The organism is Colwellia sp. BRX10-9 (assembly GCF_014077405.1).
Lineage (GTDB): Bacteria > Pseudomonadota > Gammaproteobacteria > Enterobacterales > Alteromonadaceae > Colwellia_A.
In genome coordinates this window covers 1-15,320 of record NZ_JACGVV010000039.1, presented here as the reverse complement: position 1 = coordinate 15,320, position 15,320 = coordinate 1, and the positions used below count along the sequence as shown (strand labels likewise).

General features: G+C 37.9%; 16 protein-coding genes. 12 read left to right on the top strand and 4 right to left on the bottom strand.

Annotation, left to right across the window (positions count from 1 at the left end; genetic code table 11):
• Positions 1-28: 28 nt before the first annotated feature.
• The 9 genes from H4J69_RS17145 (at position 29) to H4J69_RS17105 (ending at position 7,835) form a co-directional block, all read left to right on the top strand.
• The gene (locus tag H4J69_RS17145) at positions 29-553 is read left to right on the top strand and encodes a Na+/H+ antiporter subunit E (RefSeq protein ID WP_182216006.1); all 525 of its coding nucleotides are present in this window, start codon (positions 29-31) and stop codon (positions 551-553) included.
• Entirely contained in the window at positions 553-849 is a 297-nt protein-coding gene (locus H4J69_RS17140; protein WP_182216008.1) for a monovalent cation/H+ antiporter complex subunit F, read from the top strand. Before H4J69_RS17145 ends, H4J69_RS17140 begins: the two co-directional genes overlap by 1 nt.
• Entirely contained in the window at positions 839-1,165 is a 327-nt protein-coding gene (mnhG, locus tag H4J69_RS17135) for a monovalent cation/H(+) antiporter subunit G (RefSeq protein WP_182216009.1), read from the top strand. The genes H4J69_RS17140 and mnhG overlap by 11 nt, the downstream gene beginning before the upstream one ends.
• On the top strand, positions 1,162-1,437 hold the full coding sequence (locus tag H4J69_RS17130; RefSeq protein ID WP_182216011.1) for a DUF4040 domain-containing protein: 276 nt from the start codon (positions 1,162-1,164) through the stop codon (positions 1,435-1,437). Before mnhG ends, H4J69_RS17130 begins: the two co-directional genes overlap by 4 nt.
• A complete protein-coding gene (locus H4J69_RS17125) occupies positions 1,434-2,117 on the top strand; it encodes a Na(+)/H(+) antiporter subunit B (protein ID WP_182216012.1) in 684 nt (227 codons plus the stop codon). Before H4J69_RS17130 ends, H4J69_RS17125 begins: the two co-directional genes overlap by 4 nt.
• Positions 2,117-2,476 (top strand): NADH-quinone oxidoreductase subunit K, encoded by a 360-nt coding sequence (locus tag H4J69_RS17120; protein WP_182216014.1) that lies wholly within the window; start codon positions 2,117-2,119, stop codon positions 2,474-2,476. The genes H4J69_RS17125 and H4J69_RS17120 overlap by 1 nt, the downstream gene beginning before the upstream one ends.
• Complete coding sequence (locus H4J69_RS17115; RefSeq protein WP_182216016.1) at positions 2,439-3,935, top strand: complex I subunit 5 family protein; 1,497 nt, start codon at positions 2,439-2,441, stop codon at positions 3,933-3,935. Before H4J69_RS17120 ends, H4J69_RS17115 begins: the two co-directional genes overlap by 38 nt.
• 34 nt (positions 3,936-3,969) lie before the next feature.
• Complete coding sequence (locus H4J69_RS20250; protein ID WP_182216017.1) at positions 3,970-7,323, top strand: complex I subunit 5 family protein; 3,354 nt, start codon at positions 3,970-3,972, stop codon at positions 7,321-7,323.
• 131 nt (positions 7,324-7,454) lie between these two features.
• Positions 7,455-7,835 carry an STAS/SEC14 domain-containing protein gene (locus H4J69_RS17105; protein ID WP_182216019.1) on the top strand — a complete coding sequence of 127 codons (381 nt, stop codon included), beginning with the start codon at positions 7,455-7,457 and terminating at the stop codon, positions 7,833-7,835.
• A 498-nt stretch (positions 7,836-8,333) separates the two neighbouring features.
• On the opposite strand, the gene H4J69_RS17100 is transcribed toward H4J69_RS17105, so the two are convergent.
• Both H4J69_RS17100 and H4J69_RS17095 read right to left on the bottom strand, forming a co-directional pair.
• Positions 8,334-8,609, bottom strand: coding sequence for a hypothetical protein (locus H4J69_RS17100; protein WP_182216021.1), 276 nt, complete (start codon positions 8,607-8,609; stop codon positions 8,334-8,336).
• A 69-nt stretch (positions 8,610-8,678) separates the two neighbouring features.
• Positions 8,679-9,905 (bottom strand): RNA-guided endonuclease TnpB family protein, encoded by a 1,227-nt coding sequence (locus tag H4J69_RS17095; protein ID WP_182216022.1) that lies wholly within the window; start codon positions 9,903-9,905, stop codon positions 8,679-8,681.
• 37 nt (positions 9,906-9,942) lie between these two features.
• On the opposite strand from H4J69_RS17095, the gene tnpA reads away from it, so the two are divergent.
• Entirely contained in the window at positions 9,943-10,338 is a 396-nt protein-coding gene (gene tnpA, locus H4J69_RS17090) for an IS200/IS605 family transposase (protein ID WP_182216024.1), read from the top strand.
• Position 10,339: 1 nt separating this feature from the next.
• Here the strand turns inward: tnpA and H4J69_RS17085 are convergent, their stop codons facing one another.
• On the bottom strand, positions 10,340-11,233 hold the full coding sequence (locus H4J69_RS17085; protein ID WP_182244842.1) for a TonB-dependent siderophore receptor: 894 nt from the start codon (positions 11,231-11,233) through the stop codon (positions 10,340-10,342).
• Between the two features lie 362 nt (positions 11,234-11,595).
• Between H4J69_RS17085 and H4J69_RS17080 the strand changes: the two genes are divergently transcribed.
• Positions 11,596-11,904 (top strand): hypothetical protein, encoded by a 309-nt coding sequence (locus tag H4J69_RS17080; protein ID WP_182244841.1) that lies wholly within the window; start codon positions 11,596-11,598, stop codon positions 11,902-11,904.
• Between the two features lie 337 nt (positions 11,905-12,241).
• A complete protein-coding gene (locus H4J69_RS17075) occupies positions 12,242-14,308 on the top strand; it encodes a S8 family serine peptidase (RefSeq protein WP_182222033.1) in 2,067 nt (688 codons plus the stop codon).
• A 346-nt stretch (positions 14,309-14,654) separates the two neighbouring features.
• Here the strand turns inward: H4J69_RS17075 and H4J69_RS17070 are convergent, their stop codons facing one another.
• Entirely contained in the window at positions 14,655-15,200 is a 546-nt protein-coding gene (locus H4J69_RS17070) for a PEP-CTERM sorting domain-containing protein (protein WP_259367775.1), read from the bottom strand.
• Between the last annotated feature and the right edge of the window lie 120 nt (positions 15,201-15,320).

Here is a 15,320-nt window from a genome sequence, read left to right as displayed (position 1 = left end):
GATCAATAAAAATATTAAGCCTTAAATCTTGTTTTACTTCATATCCAGCCTGTTATTATCCGGCTTTTGGTTTTTACTTACTGATGGTGATCTTGCTTCATTGCTTGTTGGTGTTGTTTTCATCCCCATGAGCATTTTTGTATCTGCCAAATTGTCAGAAAAAACCGACAGTGCTAATCGCACTTTTTACATCAACATTGCTAAAGTACCTAAATTCATTTGGTTTTTCATTTATCAATCGATAAAGGGAGGAACCGACACAGCAGTGCGAGTATTCTCTGTTGACATGAAATTACAGCCTGAATTTATTCACTATTCAATTAAGCATTTACCGGCTGGTTCACCAATGAACTTATTTATGAACGTGGTTAGCTTATTGCCAGGTTCGGTAAGTGTTATTAGAGAGCCTACCCGTGTACTGGTTCATGTGCTAACAGTTACCAGCAGTTCATTAGAAGATATATATCAATGTGAACTCGCTATTTGTGAGCTTTATCATTTAGATATTTCTCCACAAGAAAATTATTCATCGACGAAAATAGCGAGTAAGTAATGACTTTTTTTTACACTATCGTGGTTATCATTTTGTTAATCTGCTTAATCGTTGGGCTGCTCAGAGTATTAATTGGCCCTGATAACGCCAACCGTATGTTAGCGGCACAATTATTTGGCACCATAGGCACAACAATCGTTCTTGTTTTTTCGGTATTACAAAATAACGAAGTTATCACTAACGTTGCTTTAGTCTTTACCTTATTAGCATCGATTACCGTCATTGCCTTTTTAAAGTTAGCAGAGCAGCCGATCGACAACGTTAGCCCATCAGAGAATCATAAACATGATAGCTAATATATTTACCATCATAATGTTGTCATTAGGATGCCTATTTTTTATCGCTGGGACGATAGGACTATTACGCTTTCCTGACGTATTTTGTCGCCTACATGCTTTGACTAAATCTGATAATTTAGGCGTAGGTTTAATCACCTTAGGGTTACTACCACAAGTTAATAGTGTTTCTATGGCAATAAAAGTCATCTTGGTATGGGCATTATTATTACTGACAAGTGCGACGAGCTGTCATTTAGTGGCCCGCCATGAACGCAGAAGACAAATGGTGGAACATGATGGTAATCAGCACAACAACGGGAACAATAACAAATGAATAGTGAATTATGGATTGATATCTTATTGTGTCTTTGCGTTTTAGTTATTGCCGGTTCAATGTTTTTAGTCAAACAGTCGTTCACCGCCATTGTATTATTTATTAGTCTTGGACTGGTGATCACCCTTTGCTGGATCCAGTTGAATGCCATTGATGTTGCGATCGCTGAAGCGGCCATTGGCGCAGGTTTAACGGGAGCAATGTTGCTAGCGTCATGGCGCAAACTATCAATAGATAAGCCCACAGATAAGAAGGGTCGAGGTGATCTTTGATAAAATTTTTAGCAAAAAATAGTGATGTTATTGAAAAAACGCTCATTATTATTTTAGTCACCCTGTTTACTGCATTTTTCATTTTTGCTTTATTTAACCAGGCACCACATGGCAATGAACTACAAGCGTTAGTGTTAAATTCGCTTGATAAAACGGGTGTAACGAATATCGTTACCGCTGTGCTGTTAAATTATCGTGCTTACGATACTTTTATTGAATTTGCTGTTTTTTTAGTGGTGGCGATAGCTGTGTTACCCTACATATTAGATACCCCTGTTTTGACCTTTACCCTTCAGGAAGAGTCGCAAGTCTTACTGATCGCCAAGGTCTTTATCCCCTTAACCATTATTATGGCCGGTTATTTACTGTGGATTGGTTCAACAAAGCCCGGTGGCGCTTTTCAAGCTTCGGCTTTGCTAGCTGGCTGTATAGTTTTATTATCATTAGCAAACGTACAAGTTATCGATTTTACTAAACTACGCTATCGCTTGTTAATGTCGTTAGGGCTAATCGCTTTTATTGCTGTGATACTACTTCTTTATTTGCAGTCCCATGCTTTTCTCACGTTTCCTGTTGAGTTAGCCGGTGCCAGTATTTTAGTGATCGAATTTTTTGCAACTTTCGCGATTGCCTTAATATTATTTCTTTGTTTTGAATCGATTAACAAAGGGCATGCGTAATGGAATTATCCCAAACTAATTTATACACCCTTTGCTCAATTTTATTGTTCGCTATTGGCTTGCTAGGATTTTTATTGAATAGCGACTTTATTCGTAAATTATTGGGCCTAAATGTCATTGGAATTGCTATTTTTATGTTGCTACTTGCTATTGCGCATACCTACCCTAATGCTATTGACCCTGTTCCTCATGCCATGGTGTTAACAGGAATAATAGTTGCTGCAGCTGGTACCGCTTTAGGTCTTAACTTAGCCTCTAAAATAGCCAAGTTCGCGCGATTAGTACAAAAAGAAGAAGCGGCTACACAATCAGAGTCGGTCTATGAAAATAGTAGCAATGATACTCAAGGTCGAGGTTAATTTGATTAATAATTTCATTACAACTTTTTCATTACCGGCATTAATGATACTCCCTATGGTTATTGCTATTATTTGCTTTGTGGCAGGTAATACGAAATTAAGCCGACTAATCAGTGCTATTAGCTCGATAACGTTAGTGGTTATCTGTGCTCTACAAGCGGGTTATGTTTTACAACAAGCCGTAGCCATTGAGTTAATTATTGGTGGCTGGCAGCCGCCACTAGGCATAAGATTATCGATTAACGAATTTAGCGCCATTATGCTGTTAATGACCTCGACAATAGGTTTAGCTATCACATTTTACAGCACACAATATTTTGATGATAACGAAAAAGAAGTCCGCTTCTGGCCTTTATGGTGGTTTTTAATCACCGCCTTAAATGGTATTTTTATCTCGTCTGATATTTTTAATACTTATATTATGCTCGAGCTCTTGGGGCTTTCTGCAGTAAGTTTAATTGCTATTCAAGGCACGCAACAAGCACTACAAGCATCATTTCAATACCTATTAGTTGGCCTGTTTGGTTCGTTAATGTATTTATTGGGTGTGGCTATTATTTATCGTACTTATGGCGTTCTCGACAATCAACTGGTTGCTAATTTAGTTGAAAGTAATAGCAGTATGCAGTTAGCGTTAGCCCTTATTACCTTGGGTATGATGATGAAATGCGCTTTATTTCCATTACACTTTTGGCTACCTTCAGCCCATTCCAATGCTTCTGCGCCAGTAAGTGCAATGTTGTCTGCTTTAGTGGTTAAAGCCGCATTTTTTATCCTTTTTACCTTTTGGTTTAAAATTCTCGCGCCAGTGGTTACATTTACGGCGGTGACTATAATGGGTATATTTGGCGCCATGGCGGTCATTTATGGCTCATATCGGGCTTTTACTTCACCCAGATTAAAGCAATTAATTGCCTACTCTACTGTTGCACAAATTGGTTATTTATTTCTCGCATTTCCGTTAATGTTTACCACGCCTGATTTAGCACGAACTGCAGTCATTTACTTTATTGTTGCCCATGGCTGTGCAAAAGCCGCGATGTTTTTAGCCGCCGGCGTTATTCAGAAAGCGATGGGGCATGATCAATTATCACAACTACAAGGCATAGCATCACAGCTCCCCATTAGTATTTTTGTTTTTGCGGTAACCAGTGCTAGTTTAATTGGGCTGCCGCCAAGCGGAGGTTTTATTGCTAAATGGTTATTATTGAATAATGCCGTAGAAGCTCAACAATGGTGGTGGGTATTAACCCTCTTTATTGGCGGCCTATTAGCGAGTGCTTATCTATTTAGAGTACTCAATTTGGCGTTTACCACACCGACTCAGGAAAACTCACTTACCGTTTTAGCTATCAGTGAAAGTAAGCTTTTAGGTGCAGTTGGACTCTCTGTTATTACCATCATTATTGGTTTAAATGCGATGTGGTTAACTAACCTAATTACGGGTAGTTACTCATGATTAATGTTGTAAATGAGCTTCAAGGACAATTAGCATGTTAAACGACTGGCTACCGCTTATTATTTTAATCGTTGCCTTTAGTACCGGCATTTTGATGATGGTCATCGATGAGAAAAATGAAAAACTCAGAACATCTGTTAATTTAACGAGTGCGGCAATTAATATTATCTTAATTGGCATAATGCTCTTGGGCGTTTCTCAAGGCGCTGTATTTGAAACAAGATTACCGCTATTACCTGATATTAACTTAGTACTCAAAGCTGATGCTCTGTCTTTAGCCTTTGTGACACTATCGGGCGTGTTATGGTTTTTTACCACTATTTATGCCGTGGGTTACTTTAAGAAAGGGAAACACAAAAGTCGATTCTTTGGCTTTTTCAGTCTCTGTGTTTTTTCAACATTAGGGGTCGCTTTAGCGGGTAATTTAATTACTTTTCTAATTTTTTATGAACTCCTTACCTTAGCGACATACCCATTAATTGTTCATAAAGGTAATGACGATTCGTTGAAATCTGGTAAAACCTATTTACGTTATACGATGATCGGTGGCGCTATCTTAATGGTTGCGGTTGTCTGGTTAAAGTCTATCGCGGGTGCTTTAGATTTTTCAACGCCAGATATCTTACTTAATACCCCTAATATTGACCCAACCACCATCACTATTATTTTTGTTATGCTGATGATAGGTTTAGGCGTTAAAGCGGCTTTATTTCCTCTGCATGGTTGGTTACCTCGTGCAATGGCAGCACCCGCACCGGTTAGCTCATTACTGCATGCTGTAGCGGTAGTAAAAGCTGGAGCTTTTGGCATTATACGTGTGGTTTATGATGTGTATGGCGTCGACCTAGCAAGTTCTTTAGGTGTTTTACAAGTCCTGTTGGTCTTTGCATGTTTTACCATTATTTATGGTTCGGTTAGGGCTATTTATCAAGATGATATAAAAAAGCGTCTTGCTTATTCAACGGTTAGTCAGGTGTCATATATAACGCTAGGCATAGCACTCGCCGGCCCTATTGCGGCCGTTGGTGCTATTATGCATTTAGTGCATCAAGGGCTAATGAAAATCACTATGTTCTTTTGTGCTGGTCTGCTCGCTGAAACACATCACATTTATAAAGTTAGCCAGTTAAATGGCATTGCTAAAAAAATGCCGATCACCATGACTGCCTTTACTATCGCAATTTTAGGCATGATTGGTATACCGCCAATCGCGGGCTTTGTTTCTAAGTGGTACCTTGGTGTTGGCGCTATTGAAACAGGTAATGCTTGGGTAATAGCAGTGCTAGCGGGTAGTAGTTTATTAAACGCAATTTATTTCTTACCTTTGGTTTATCGCGCATGGTTCCTTGCTCCATCACAAGAGAATCAAGATACCGAGCACGCCAGTTTACCAAGACAATTATCCACACCGGTACATGCTACCCAACACGCAGAATTACCTGCAGAGCCACATACTGAGCATCAAAACCATGTAGAGAACAAACCAACGCTAGAAGCACATTGGATGATGCTTTTACCACCGGTTGTTACCATAACTTTTGCTATTTTGGCGGGATTATTCGCTAATAGTCAATACAGTGCATTAAGCTGGTCAAAGCTGATCGCAACCTCTGAATCTATTGGATTTAATCAAACAACAACTCTTTTGCAATCGTCGATTTTACCTCAGCAAATGTCAAGCTGGTTAGTTTGGTCTATTATATTACCCTTGATATTAGCCGCATTAATTATCATACGTCCCAAAGCTATCAAACTTACCTATTTAATGCCACTTTGCGCCATTCCTGCTATTTATTTAGGCTTACAACCTGAATATTATTTTCAAAGCATACCGTTCTTATTTTTTGGTAGTGAACTTTCACTTGATAAGCTCAGCCAAGGTTTTCTATTGCTGGCGGGGCTATTATGGTTACTAAGCTCAACGTATGCTTTATTTTATCCTCATTTGGGTGATAATAAATCTAACTTTATGGCGTTATTTTGTGTCGCCATGGCCAGTAGTTTTGGTTTAGTCCTGAGCACAGACATGTTTGGATTTTTGACCTTTTTTACTTTTATGAGTTTGTCGTCTTATGTGCTCATTATTAGAGATAAAACAGCCGCCGCAATATCAGCCGCTAATGTCTATATAAAGTGGGTCATTATCGGTGAAGTTGCTATTTTTAGTGCTTTTTGTATTCTCAATTATATGGACTTAACCCAACACACTGTTAGCCCAACGTTATTACAATTTATGGGACTGATGCTGATTGTTGGTTTTGGTATAAAAATTGGCTTATTTGGTTTCCATTCTTGGTTACCTCTTGCACACCCTGTTGCTGCGGTGCCCGCTAGTGCCTTATTAAGTGGTTTTATGGTAAAAGCCGGTATGATTGGTTGGCTTAAGTTTTTCCCTTTTCAAGCAGATGATTTGGCCACATTCTCTCAGTTAGGTTTACTGACTATTGCCATTGGTGCCCTTGGCGCCTTTTATGCGGCAATAAAGGGCATGAGTCAAAAGGATCCTAAAGCGGTACTTGCCTATTCTACGGTAAGCCAAATGGGCATATTATCTGCTTGTTTTGGTGTGATATTAGTCTTTCCAGCACTTAGAGATGCAATGACCACGGCTATTATTTTTTATGCTATTCATCACGGGTTAGCTAAGTCGGCTTTATTTTTATCTGTGGGAATTACGCCACTATTAAATAAACAAAGTAATACGCCAGTCTATTTACGTGGTATGACTTATATCACCATGATATTACCTGCGTTATCCTTGGTTGGGGCAGCCTTTACCAGTGGTTTTTTCGCTAAAAATGAAGTCAAAAATTTGTTGAGTGACTTACCTTATTTAAAATATGCAATTATTGTCAGTGCATTATTTACTGGACTATTAATGTGCCGTTTTATCCATATGGCTTACTATAAAGGTCAGAAAAATAGCGCTCATGACAGTAAACCTCAATACCCATTACTGGTTGTTTGCCTAGTTAACACCCTACTAGTGCTGTTAGCGCCTTGGTATTTACTTAATGAAAAGTACACCTTAACCAGTTTATTATCACTGGTGACCCTAAACAGCTTTATATCATCGTTAATCCCGATATTTCTTGCCGTTGTTGTCTATAAATTACTGGTGACCTTTAAACTAGACGGACGCGTAATTTTCAGCCTCGATGCATTCAAGCTAATAGCGATAAATAAGCCTTTCTCAACAAACGAAAAGCTAATAGCAAATATTGAGCAAGAGAAAGCTATTGATCTAGGCTTAATGGCTCAACTGAAATCTTTTATTAATAAAAAGCTCTCACCTCAGGAAGTCATGCCACTGAATATGCAGTCAACCTATGTGTCAGTCGTTTTAATCGGTGTTTGTATTTTATTATTAGTAGCGTTTAGCGTTTAGCGTTTAAATGTAATGTGCCATCGTCTAATGAAAGATAAACAGAGATATTTACAATAATTCAGTTACAATGCAGGACTTTAGTCTATTAACTAAACACGACTAATAAATGGTTATGTTATTGGAGTACCAAATTGACGATAGAGCATGGTGATAACACAATAATTTTAAAAGAAAATATTATACATATAACGTTGAAAGGATCTTTTAATGAGTATGGTGCTGAAGAAGTCTCGCAAAAGACATCAGCAATAATTAAGTCGCTCAATCAAAATAAGTTTCTGATACTTGTTGATCTTTCAAACTTGGATGGTGCTACGCCAGACGCATTTAATATCTCTAATAAGTTTAATGAGTGGCTCAATGGTCAAAATATGGTAGCAAAAGCTATCGTTATTACTTCGCAGGTAATAAAAAGTATTGACCAACAATGGGTGCCCTCCAAAGCGGTTCAAAATATAGAGTATTTTGATAATGAAGACGATGCATTAGTTTGGTTAAACAAACAGATTTAATACAAAGTGTTTGTTTAGTTTTTATTTGAAATTCAAGATAAGTTGTAACTGAGTTGTCGTACACTAAAATAAATATTTTAGTGATAACGACAGATTTATATTATTATCACCTTCAATTAAGTGTTCTGCTACAAAATCTTGAGTATCTGGATAAACAATCTTTTCCCCCAGTAAGTTTTTTACTGTAAAGAATAACGAATATCGCTCGGTTTTATAATTATAATTCGCATTAAGTAAATATGAGGCTTGCGCTTTATTTCGCTTGCTGATCGTGCGTAATGAAAATCCCAAAGTTTGTCGCGTATCCCAAGGATATGATAGACCAAAAGCTGTGATAAACCTGGGGACAATTGCAGCTAATTTATCATCAGATATTTCCCTGTTTCCTTAGTGGCTATAAGCAAAATTAGCAAATACCGTGTAGTTTTTTAAAACACGTTGATAATCCAATTCAATTCAATACCACTTCGATCAAAACTGCCTGAATTAAAAAACTGACTAGATTGTTACTGAAACCTCTTTGAATAAATTGTAATTTTCAATGCGACGCTTTTCAAACTCCATACCGCTATTTAGCGTTAAATGATTATTCCAATGATAATCAAAAGTGACTCCAGTTCGCCAACGGGTATTGTTGTCACCATTATTATCAAAGCGAAATCCTCCGTCATTGCCCAAACTAAGTACATTTCGTGAGACGAATTGTAAATAAAATTGATTATATTCACTGTAAACTTGCATATTGGCGTGTTCAAACTGCCAACTTTTATCCATATGCAGTGAACTACCCCGCGACTTCGCTTCGCTCTGATCACGGGGCTTCTGCAATCTAGCTTTTGATAACTAGGCTGCTTCTTTTTTCTCAGATCCCACACCAAACTTTGATAGCTCAAAGACTTTCATTTTAGAAGGTGATTTCTGCTGAAATTTGGGCAACGCCCTAGCTAATATCCCATTAGCTATTAACTCTTTTTCGCCTGTGTCTGCAACAGATTTAGCTGCTGCTAAATCTCTGCACTGTACTAATCCACAGCTCACACAGGAAAATTCTCGCACACTCAAATCGAATTTATGCTCATACTTACATCCATAGCAAATGCCGGAAGATTTCACAAACCGACCAATTTCATGGTAAACAACTCCATTTAATTCAGCCTTATACCTGGTTAATTCAGTGATCATTCCCATCACATTATCATTCACCATCTGGCCATTAAATTGCTGCATTCCTTTCACGTTTAAATCCTCAAACACGATAATATCGCTACTCTTGGCTATCGAGCATGATACTTCGTGAGCGAACGCTAGGCGTTGGCTAGAGATTTTCCCGTGAATTTTGTTTAAACGTGATTTTGTTTTGTGCCAGCGATTCGAACCTTTCTTACGACGGCTCAACTGGACTTGAATTTGTTTTAATTTCGTTGATGACTTCTTAAAAACTTTCGGGTTTTCAACGTACAGACCATTTGAGCCGACAACCGTATATTGGCTGTTGATGTCATAGCCCACAAGTGTTGATAGCACTTGCTTTTTACTCTTGCACTCGACTTTTTGAGTCAGTGAAACGTACCACTTCCCGTGCCTCATCTTGAAGGTTGCTGACTTGATTTTACTTTTAAGTTTACGATGAAGTGCAATTTTAACCGTACCAATTTTTGGAATAGTGATGCCGTTATTTTCCAGTCTTATATTTTCATTCGTATTGACCGAGCGGTAGCTATCATCGTGAAGTTTCTTCTGCTTAAAGCTGACCTTGAAAGTCGGAAACTTTTGAACCCTGCCTTTATTGAATGAATTCTTTAGTGCTGTTTCAAGGTCACGAGCCACTTGTTGTGAAGCCGCAGAGTCAAAATCTTTGAGCCATGAGAATTCATCGAACATTTTTAAATCTTTTATCAGCGATGCCATTTCATTGTAAAAAAGAAATGTTTTATCGTACCGATATCGACGCATATTTTCAGATAGCAACAAGTTCCATACGCCACGGGCGTATGCTCCAAATTCAACGAGTTTGACTTCTTGTTCTGCCGTCGGCTTGAGCCGATAATTGTATCTGAGCGTCTTTTTCATATACTGTATAGACTACTGTACAAGCCGAGATTGTCAAGTGGAATGTCAAACGAATTCACATTGTAAGCACCTAATTGCTCTGCATTTAATTCTCGTGGTTAAATATCGAAAGCAACTACTTTTTGGCGATATGGGAGAGTTTGTAAAGCAGGCTGTTTTAGACATATCAGATAGTTCTGACTTTTCAGTTGAGGAGATTGGAGTAGACAAGGATCACATCCATATACTTCTGATGATTTCTCCAAGATATGCCATTGGGCAACATGTTAGAAGGATTAAGCAGCAGACAAATAAGTTGATTTGGAAGAGGTATCCAGGCCTGAAAAAGCAGTTTTGGATTGAGAATACTTTCTGGTCTGATGGATGTTTTGTTTGTTCTGTCGGCAATGCTTCCGCTGATACAATTCGCAAATACATTAAAGAACAAGGATAGTTTATCGATTCATCCCCGCGACTTTCGCTTCGCTCGGATCACGGGGTTTTCTCGACAGGTTCGATAAATATCCCTTATGCTCTCTTTGTGTCGCGATGCTTAAAGGGGTTGGTTCGTCAGTATCATTGGTCATTGAGTCGAACGTTTGAAAGTTGATATTAAAACTATAATAGCGAAAGCGTGCTAGCACAGAGGTCATTTCTTCTGTTATAACAATATGATCAAAATCTGGTGTACCCTTTGGAAATGAAGGGGGTTGCGGCGTACCCTCGAAGTAACTGGTAAAACCGTTATCTTTTTGAGACTCAACCCCTAGTGAAAAATGAGAGTCATCATCAAAAGCGTGAAAGTAATAACCGCCAACATTGAGTTTTTGATTAGAGTCATAATTTACGGCTAGGCTGTTGCCCGCTTTTTGTTTAGTGACAATTTTAATAACACCTGCAGAAGCATTGGTACCATAATAAATAGCACCAGGTCCCCTTATAACTTCGACATGGCTAATAGCCTCGATGGGAATACCTAAGAGCGGTATTTCAGAATGTGATGGCATCCAATAAGGAACATCATCGACTATGAAGAGAATTTTTTGGTTAAAGGCTTCGACTATACCTCTGATCATTACGGGCGTGCCCCCTGCTCGGTTTTCTTGGAGAACAAAGCCAGGGATAAACGACAACATATCTTTTAGGCTTTTAATACCCATCAAGGTTAAATCATTTTGATCATAGCGGGAAACTATTGCAGGAGTTTGAATAATCCGTTCAGAAGTATAAGAAGCAACATCAACCCTCACGTTTAACAGCTCTGCTAGTGATAATTCAAAAATAGATTGTTGTTGTTCCAAACTTGTTTCAGCAGAGCTTATGCCAGTAAATATAAATAATGATATCAAGCCAACTCGTTGACAAAAATTAATGACTAAAGCCGGACCGCTTAACCGTATTACCATCTAAAGTGTCTCTACGTTTACTTTAAAGTTTAGAGGGTTTCCCTAAAAAAACCAAGCTGATTAAGGTATATATCACCCAAATAAAGCGGTTCACCCTAGTGAAAAGCATAAAGCGAAACCAATGATTTAATTGAAAATTACCACGCTAGCTTATGGTATACCCCATGTAGGATATTAGCACCAGGTTAATAAAAATATGGCTAAGTGATTTTATCAATCTCAGCTAGGGGTTCTTCCGGATTATAGCGTCAAACTAAATAGTACACAGTAGATTGGTGGTATAAAACGTTAAAAGAAATAAAGTCATGAGAAATAAAATTGCTGTTATGATTATTAGTGTATTGATTATAAAAATAATTAATACCAATACAGGTGTATTTATTAGTTCAACATCACAATTTTCGTTACTCCCTTTAATTCAACAGGCTAAAGCATTTAACTCTGGAATTTATCAAATAGATGACGGGTCAACTATTGATTTTATAGCGAAACGTAAAAAACCCTATAAGAATAGGAAAAATAAATATACTAAGCGATGTCCAAATAAAAAAAGTAGCTGTGTTCATTTATCAACTAAGAAATCAAATCAACAACAAGGTAATAAAACAGTTTAACGATTAAACTCATAGTTTTTGAACATTTCCATAAGTAGTCTCCTGTATTTATTCATTCGACAAGCCCCGCTATTAACTCAATGAATTATTATGATTTTCATTAAGTTACAGGTATTAATTTTATCAAGCCTGACCGATATATAAGTCACCATTATTATTTCATCACTCCCTTTTAAGCCGGTTAAAATAATTGCTAAGTAGTTTTATCACAGTGACCTAGGGGTTCTTCCCGATTATAACGCTCAAAAAAATTATGCACAGTAGCTAAGTTAATGAAATTAAAATCATTCAAAATTATAATCATTCAAAATTATAATCATTCAAAAGGTATAAGAAAATGAAAAAGACACTTTTGGCACTATCGGTTAGTGTACTTGCTGCGACCACATTTAATGTTAATGCTGATGCGCTTATTGGCTCGAAATTACAAACGTTGTTACCCACTTTAGTTCAAAGTACTAAAGTGATTGTTTCAACTCACCATTACAATGAACTCGACAATGTTATGGCAACTTTAAACGTTCCTTATTTAGCGTTAAAAGTATTACCTATGGCAGGAACTTCTTTAACTCGCAGCCAAATCAATAGCTTAGCTAAAGATTCACGGGTTAAGAGTATTTATTTTGATGCGCCTTTAGAATATTACAACTATAACTCTGGCGAAATTACCAGTGGTCATCTAGTACATGACGATTATGGTGTTTATGGTGAAGGTTCAACGATTGCAGTACTAGATTCAGGTGTTGATGCAACACACCCTGATTTATTACTCGGTGAAAAAACTATCCAAAATGTTAAAATTGCTGGTGATCTTGATTTTGCTGGTGGTAAAAACTTATTTTTAGAAGGTGTGCCAAATTCGGATACGAGTTCAGGACACGGTACACATGTTGGCGGCACTGTTGCCGGTAGCGGTGAAGCATCAAGAGATGATGAACGTAGAAGTTTTTACCAGGCAGGCATCGCCCCAAAAGCAACTTTGGTGGGTCTAGGAGCTGGTGAAGCGATTTCAATTCTTTATGCTATTGCTGGCTTTGATTATGCAATCGCTAATAGCGAACGTTATAGCATAGATGTAATAACTAACAGTTGGGGTGGAGGTGACGGCGCAAGCTTTGATCCAAATAATCCAACCAATCAAGCTTCTTATCAAGCTTACAAAAAAGGCATCGTAGTGACATTTGCCGCTTCTAATAGTGGTCCAGATGACAACACCCTTAATCAATATGCAATTGCCCCATGGGTTATTAACGTTGCTGCTGGCACAACAGACCGTCAATTAGCTGATTTTTCAAGCCGAGGCGTTGAAGGTGACTGGATTAAAACACCTGATATTACTGCGCCAGGTAGCGCGATTGTATCAACACGAGCACTTAACACGCCATTGGGCGCTGCAGGTCCTATTATCGACCCTGCACATCCAGAATATCATCTGTACTACGCAAGTATGAGTGGTACGTCAATGGCAACACCATTTGTTGCGGGTGTGGTCGGTTTATTGTTGGAAGTGAATCCACTTTTATCACCCGATCAAGTTGAACAAATTTTAAAAGACAGCGCAGATGAAATGCCGGGTTATAAAGTTCATCAAGTAGGTGCGGGTCATATTAACGTAAAAGCGGCTGTAGATTTGGCCAGAGTTACTATCGGTGAAAGAGCAGACTTTATCAACGGACAAACTGGCTGGTCAAGCCAAGGCGTTTGGTCTGAAGTTTCTGAAACTGATAACAATATTAATTACAAAAAACGTTGGGCTGTAAAAAATAGTACCTTATCGTCAGATGGCACCTTTAAGCAAACACGACGTAGAAACGCGCAAATTAGCTTTGATTTCATTGGTGATAGTGTTCAATTAAAATATATAACTAATAATAGAAAAGGTCATGCCGAATTATTTCTTGATGGTAAAAGCCAAGGTTTATTAGATTATTATTCACCTCAACGTCAAGTTAAAACCGTTGCATTTAGAGATTTATCTACCGATAGCGTTCATAGCATAAGTCTTAAACGCGTTAACGGTACAGTTTCATTTGACGGTATTTTACTCGACGGTCAATTAGTCGACTCAGCTGCAGTCATTATAAAAACAGACAGTAACTTTGCCGGTTCAGTTGGCCCATCATATGAAAATATGGAAGTGTCAGACCATGATATACAGCTGACAGACAACGTTTCTATGCTTAATGCTGTGTTAACTTGGTCAGGTGTTGCAGATTTAGACTTTGACTTGCTTAACGAAGCCGGTGAAGTTGTCGCTAACAGCGCCTCTTTAGATAACCCAGAAGAAATTAACTTTCGCCCAACTAGCGGCGGACTTTATACGCTTCGCGTTAATGGTTATATTTCAGTAGCTACTGACTATACGATTGCAGTAACAACATCAAAACTTGAAACTAATGATTAATAATTTAGTTTAAGTATTAAGCCGCTAGTTAAACTTAGCGGCTTTTTTTATGGCTGATTTTTATTTATTTTGTTCAACCTAATCAGTAATCATCAATACTACTTTCTCGTTTAGCATTTCTTGCGCAAATAAGACAGTAGAGTCACTACCTTTAACGATCACTAAAGCCAAAAAAACGATACTTTATAATGCACTAGATGAGTATCAAAAAGGTTTATTGACACGAACGTAAAGAGGAATATTAACAATTAATAGCGTAATACCATCGATATCCAATTAAATAACGGATAAAAAAAGCGCTAATCATAACGATTAGCGCTTTTATAATCAAAGATTACAATCTAAATTAAGATTTTTTCTTTAAAGACCTCGTCATTAATCCCATCAGCCCTAACGCAAATATTGCTAATGTGGACGGCTCAGGAACATCGGTTACTGATGAAGATACTTGACCCAATGTATCAGCGTTAACAGGCGTTGCAACAGCGAACATATCAAATGGGTCACTCAAGGTAAATTCATTTACCACTACAGAAAAATCGGCCGTCCCTGCTTTTATTGCCTGCAATGTGAACTTTCCTAATATAAAATCACCACTTGATGGAATAAAATCAACAAATCCAATAGCTACGCCACTTCCAACTTGACTCCACAACATAGCAAAAGGTGATAGTTCGGATGTAAACGTGGTGGGTAAAAAACTAAACACACTCGTATCAAAATCAACATTTAAAGAAAATGCATCAAATTCGTCAAAACCCGTGGCATTTAAGGTGATTTCCATCATTTCGCCAACCAAAACATCACTTTGGTCCGCTGAAAGAGTAATTAGTCCGGCGTTAGCGTTTCCACCAAACGTTGCACTCAAGATTAACGTTGCTACTATTAACAAACGATTGCAAGGCAATCGATAGTACTATTAAAAAGCCAAGCCAAATGTTTTTCATTTTTACTGCATTCTTCAATTTACAAACAGAGACTGGCGGATGCTAAGCTAAATTATATTCTTAGT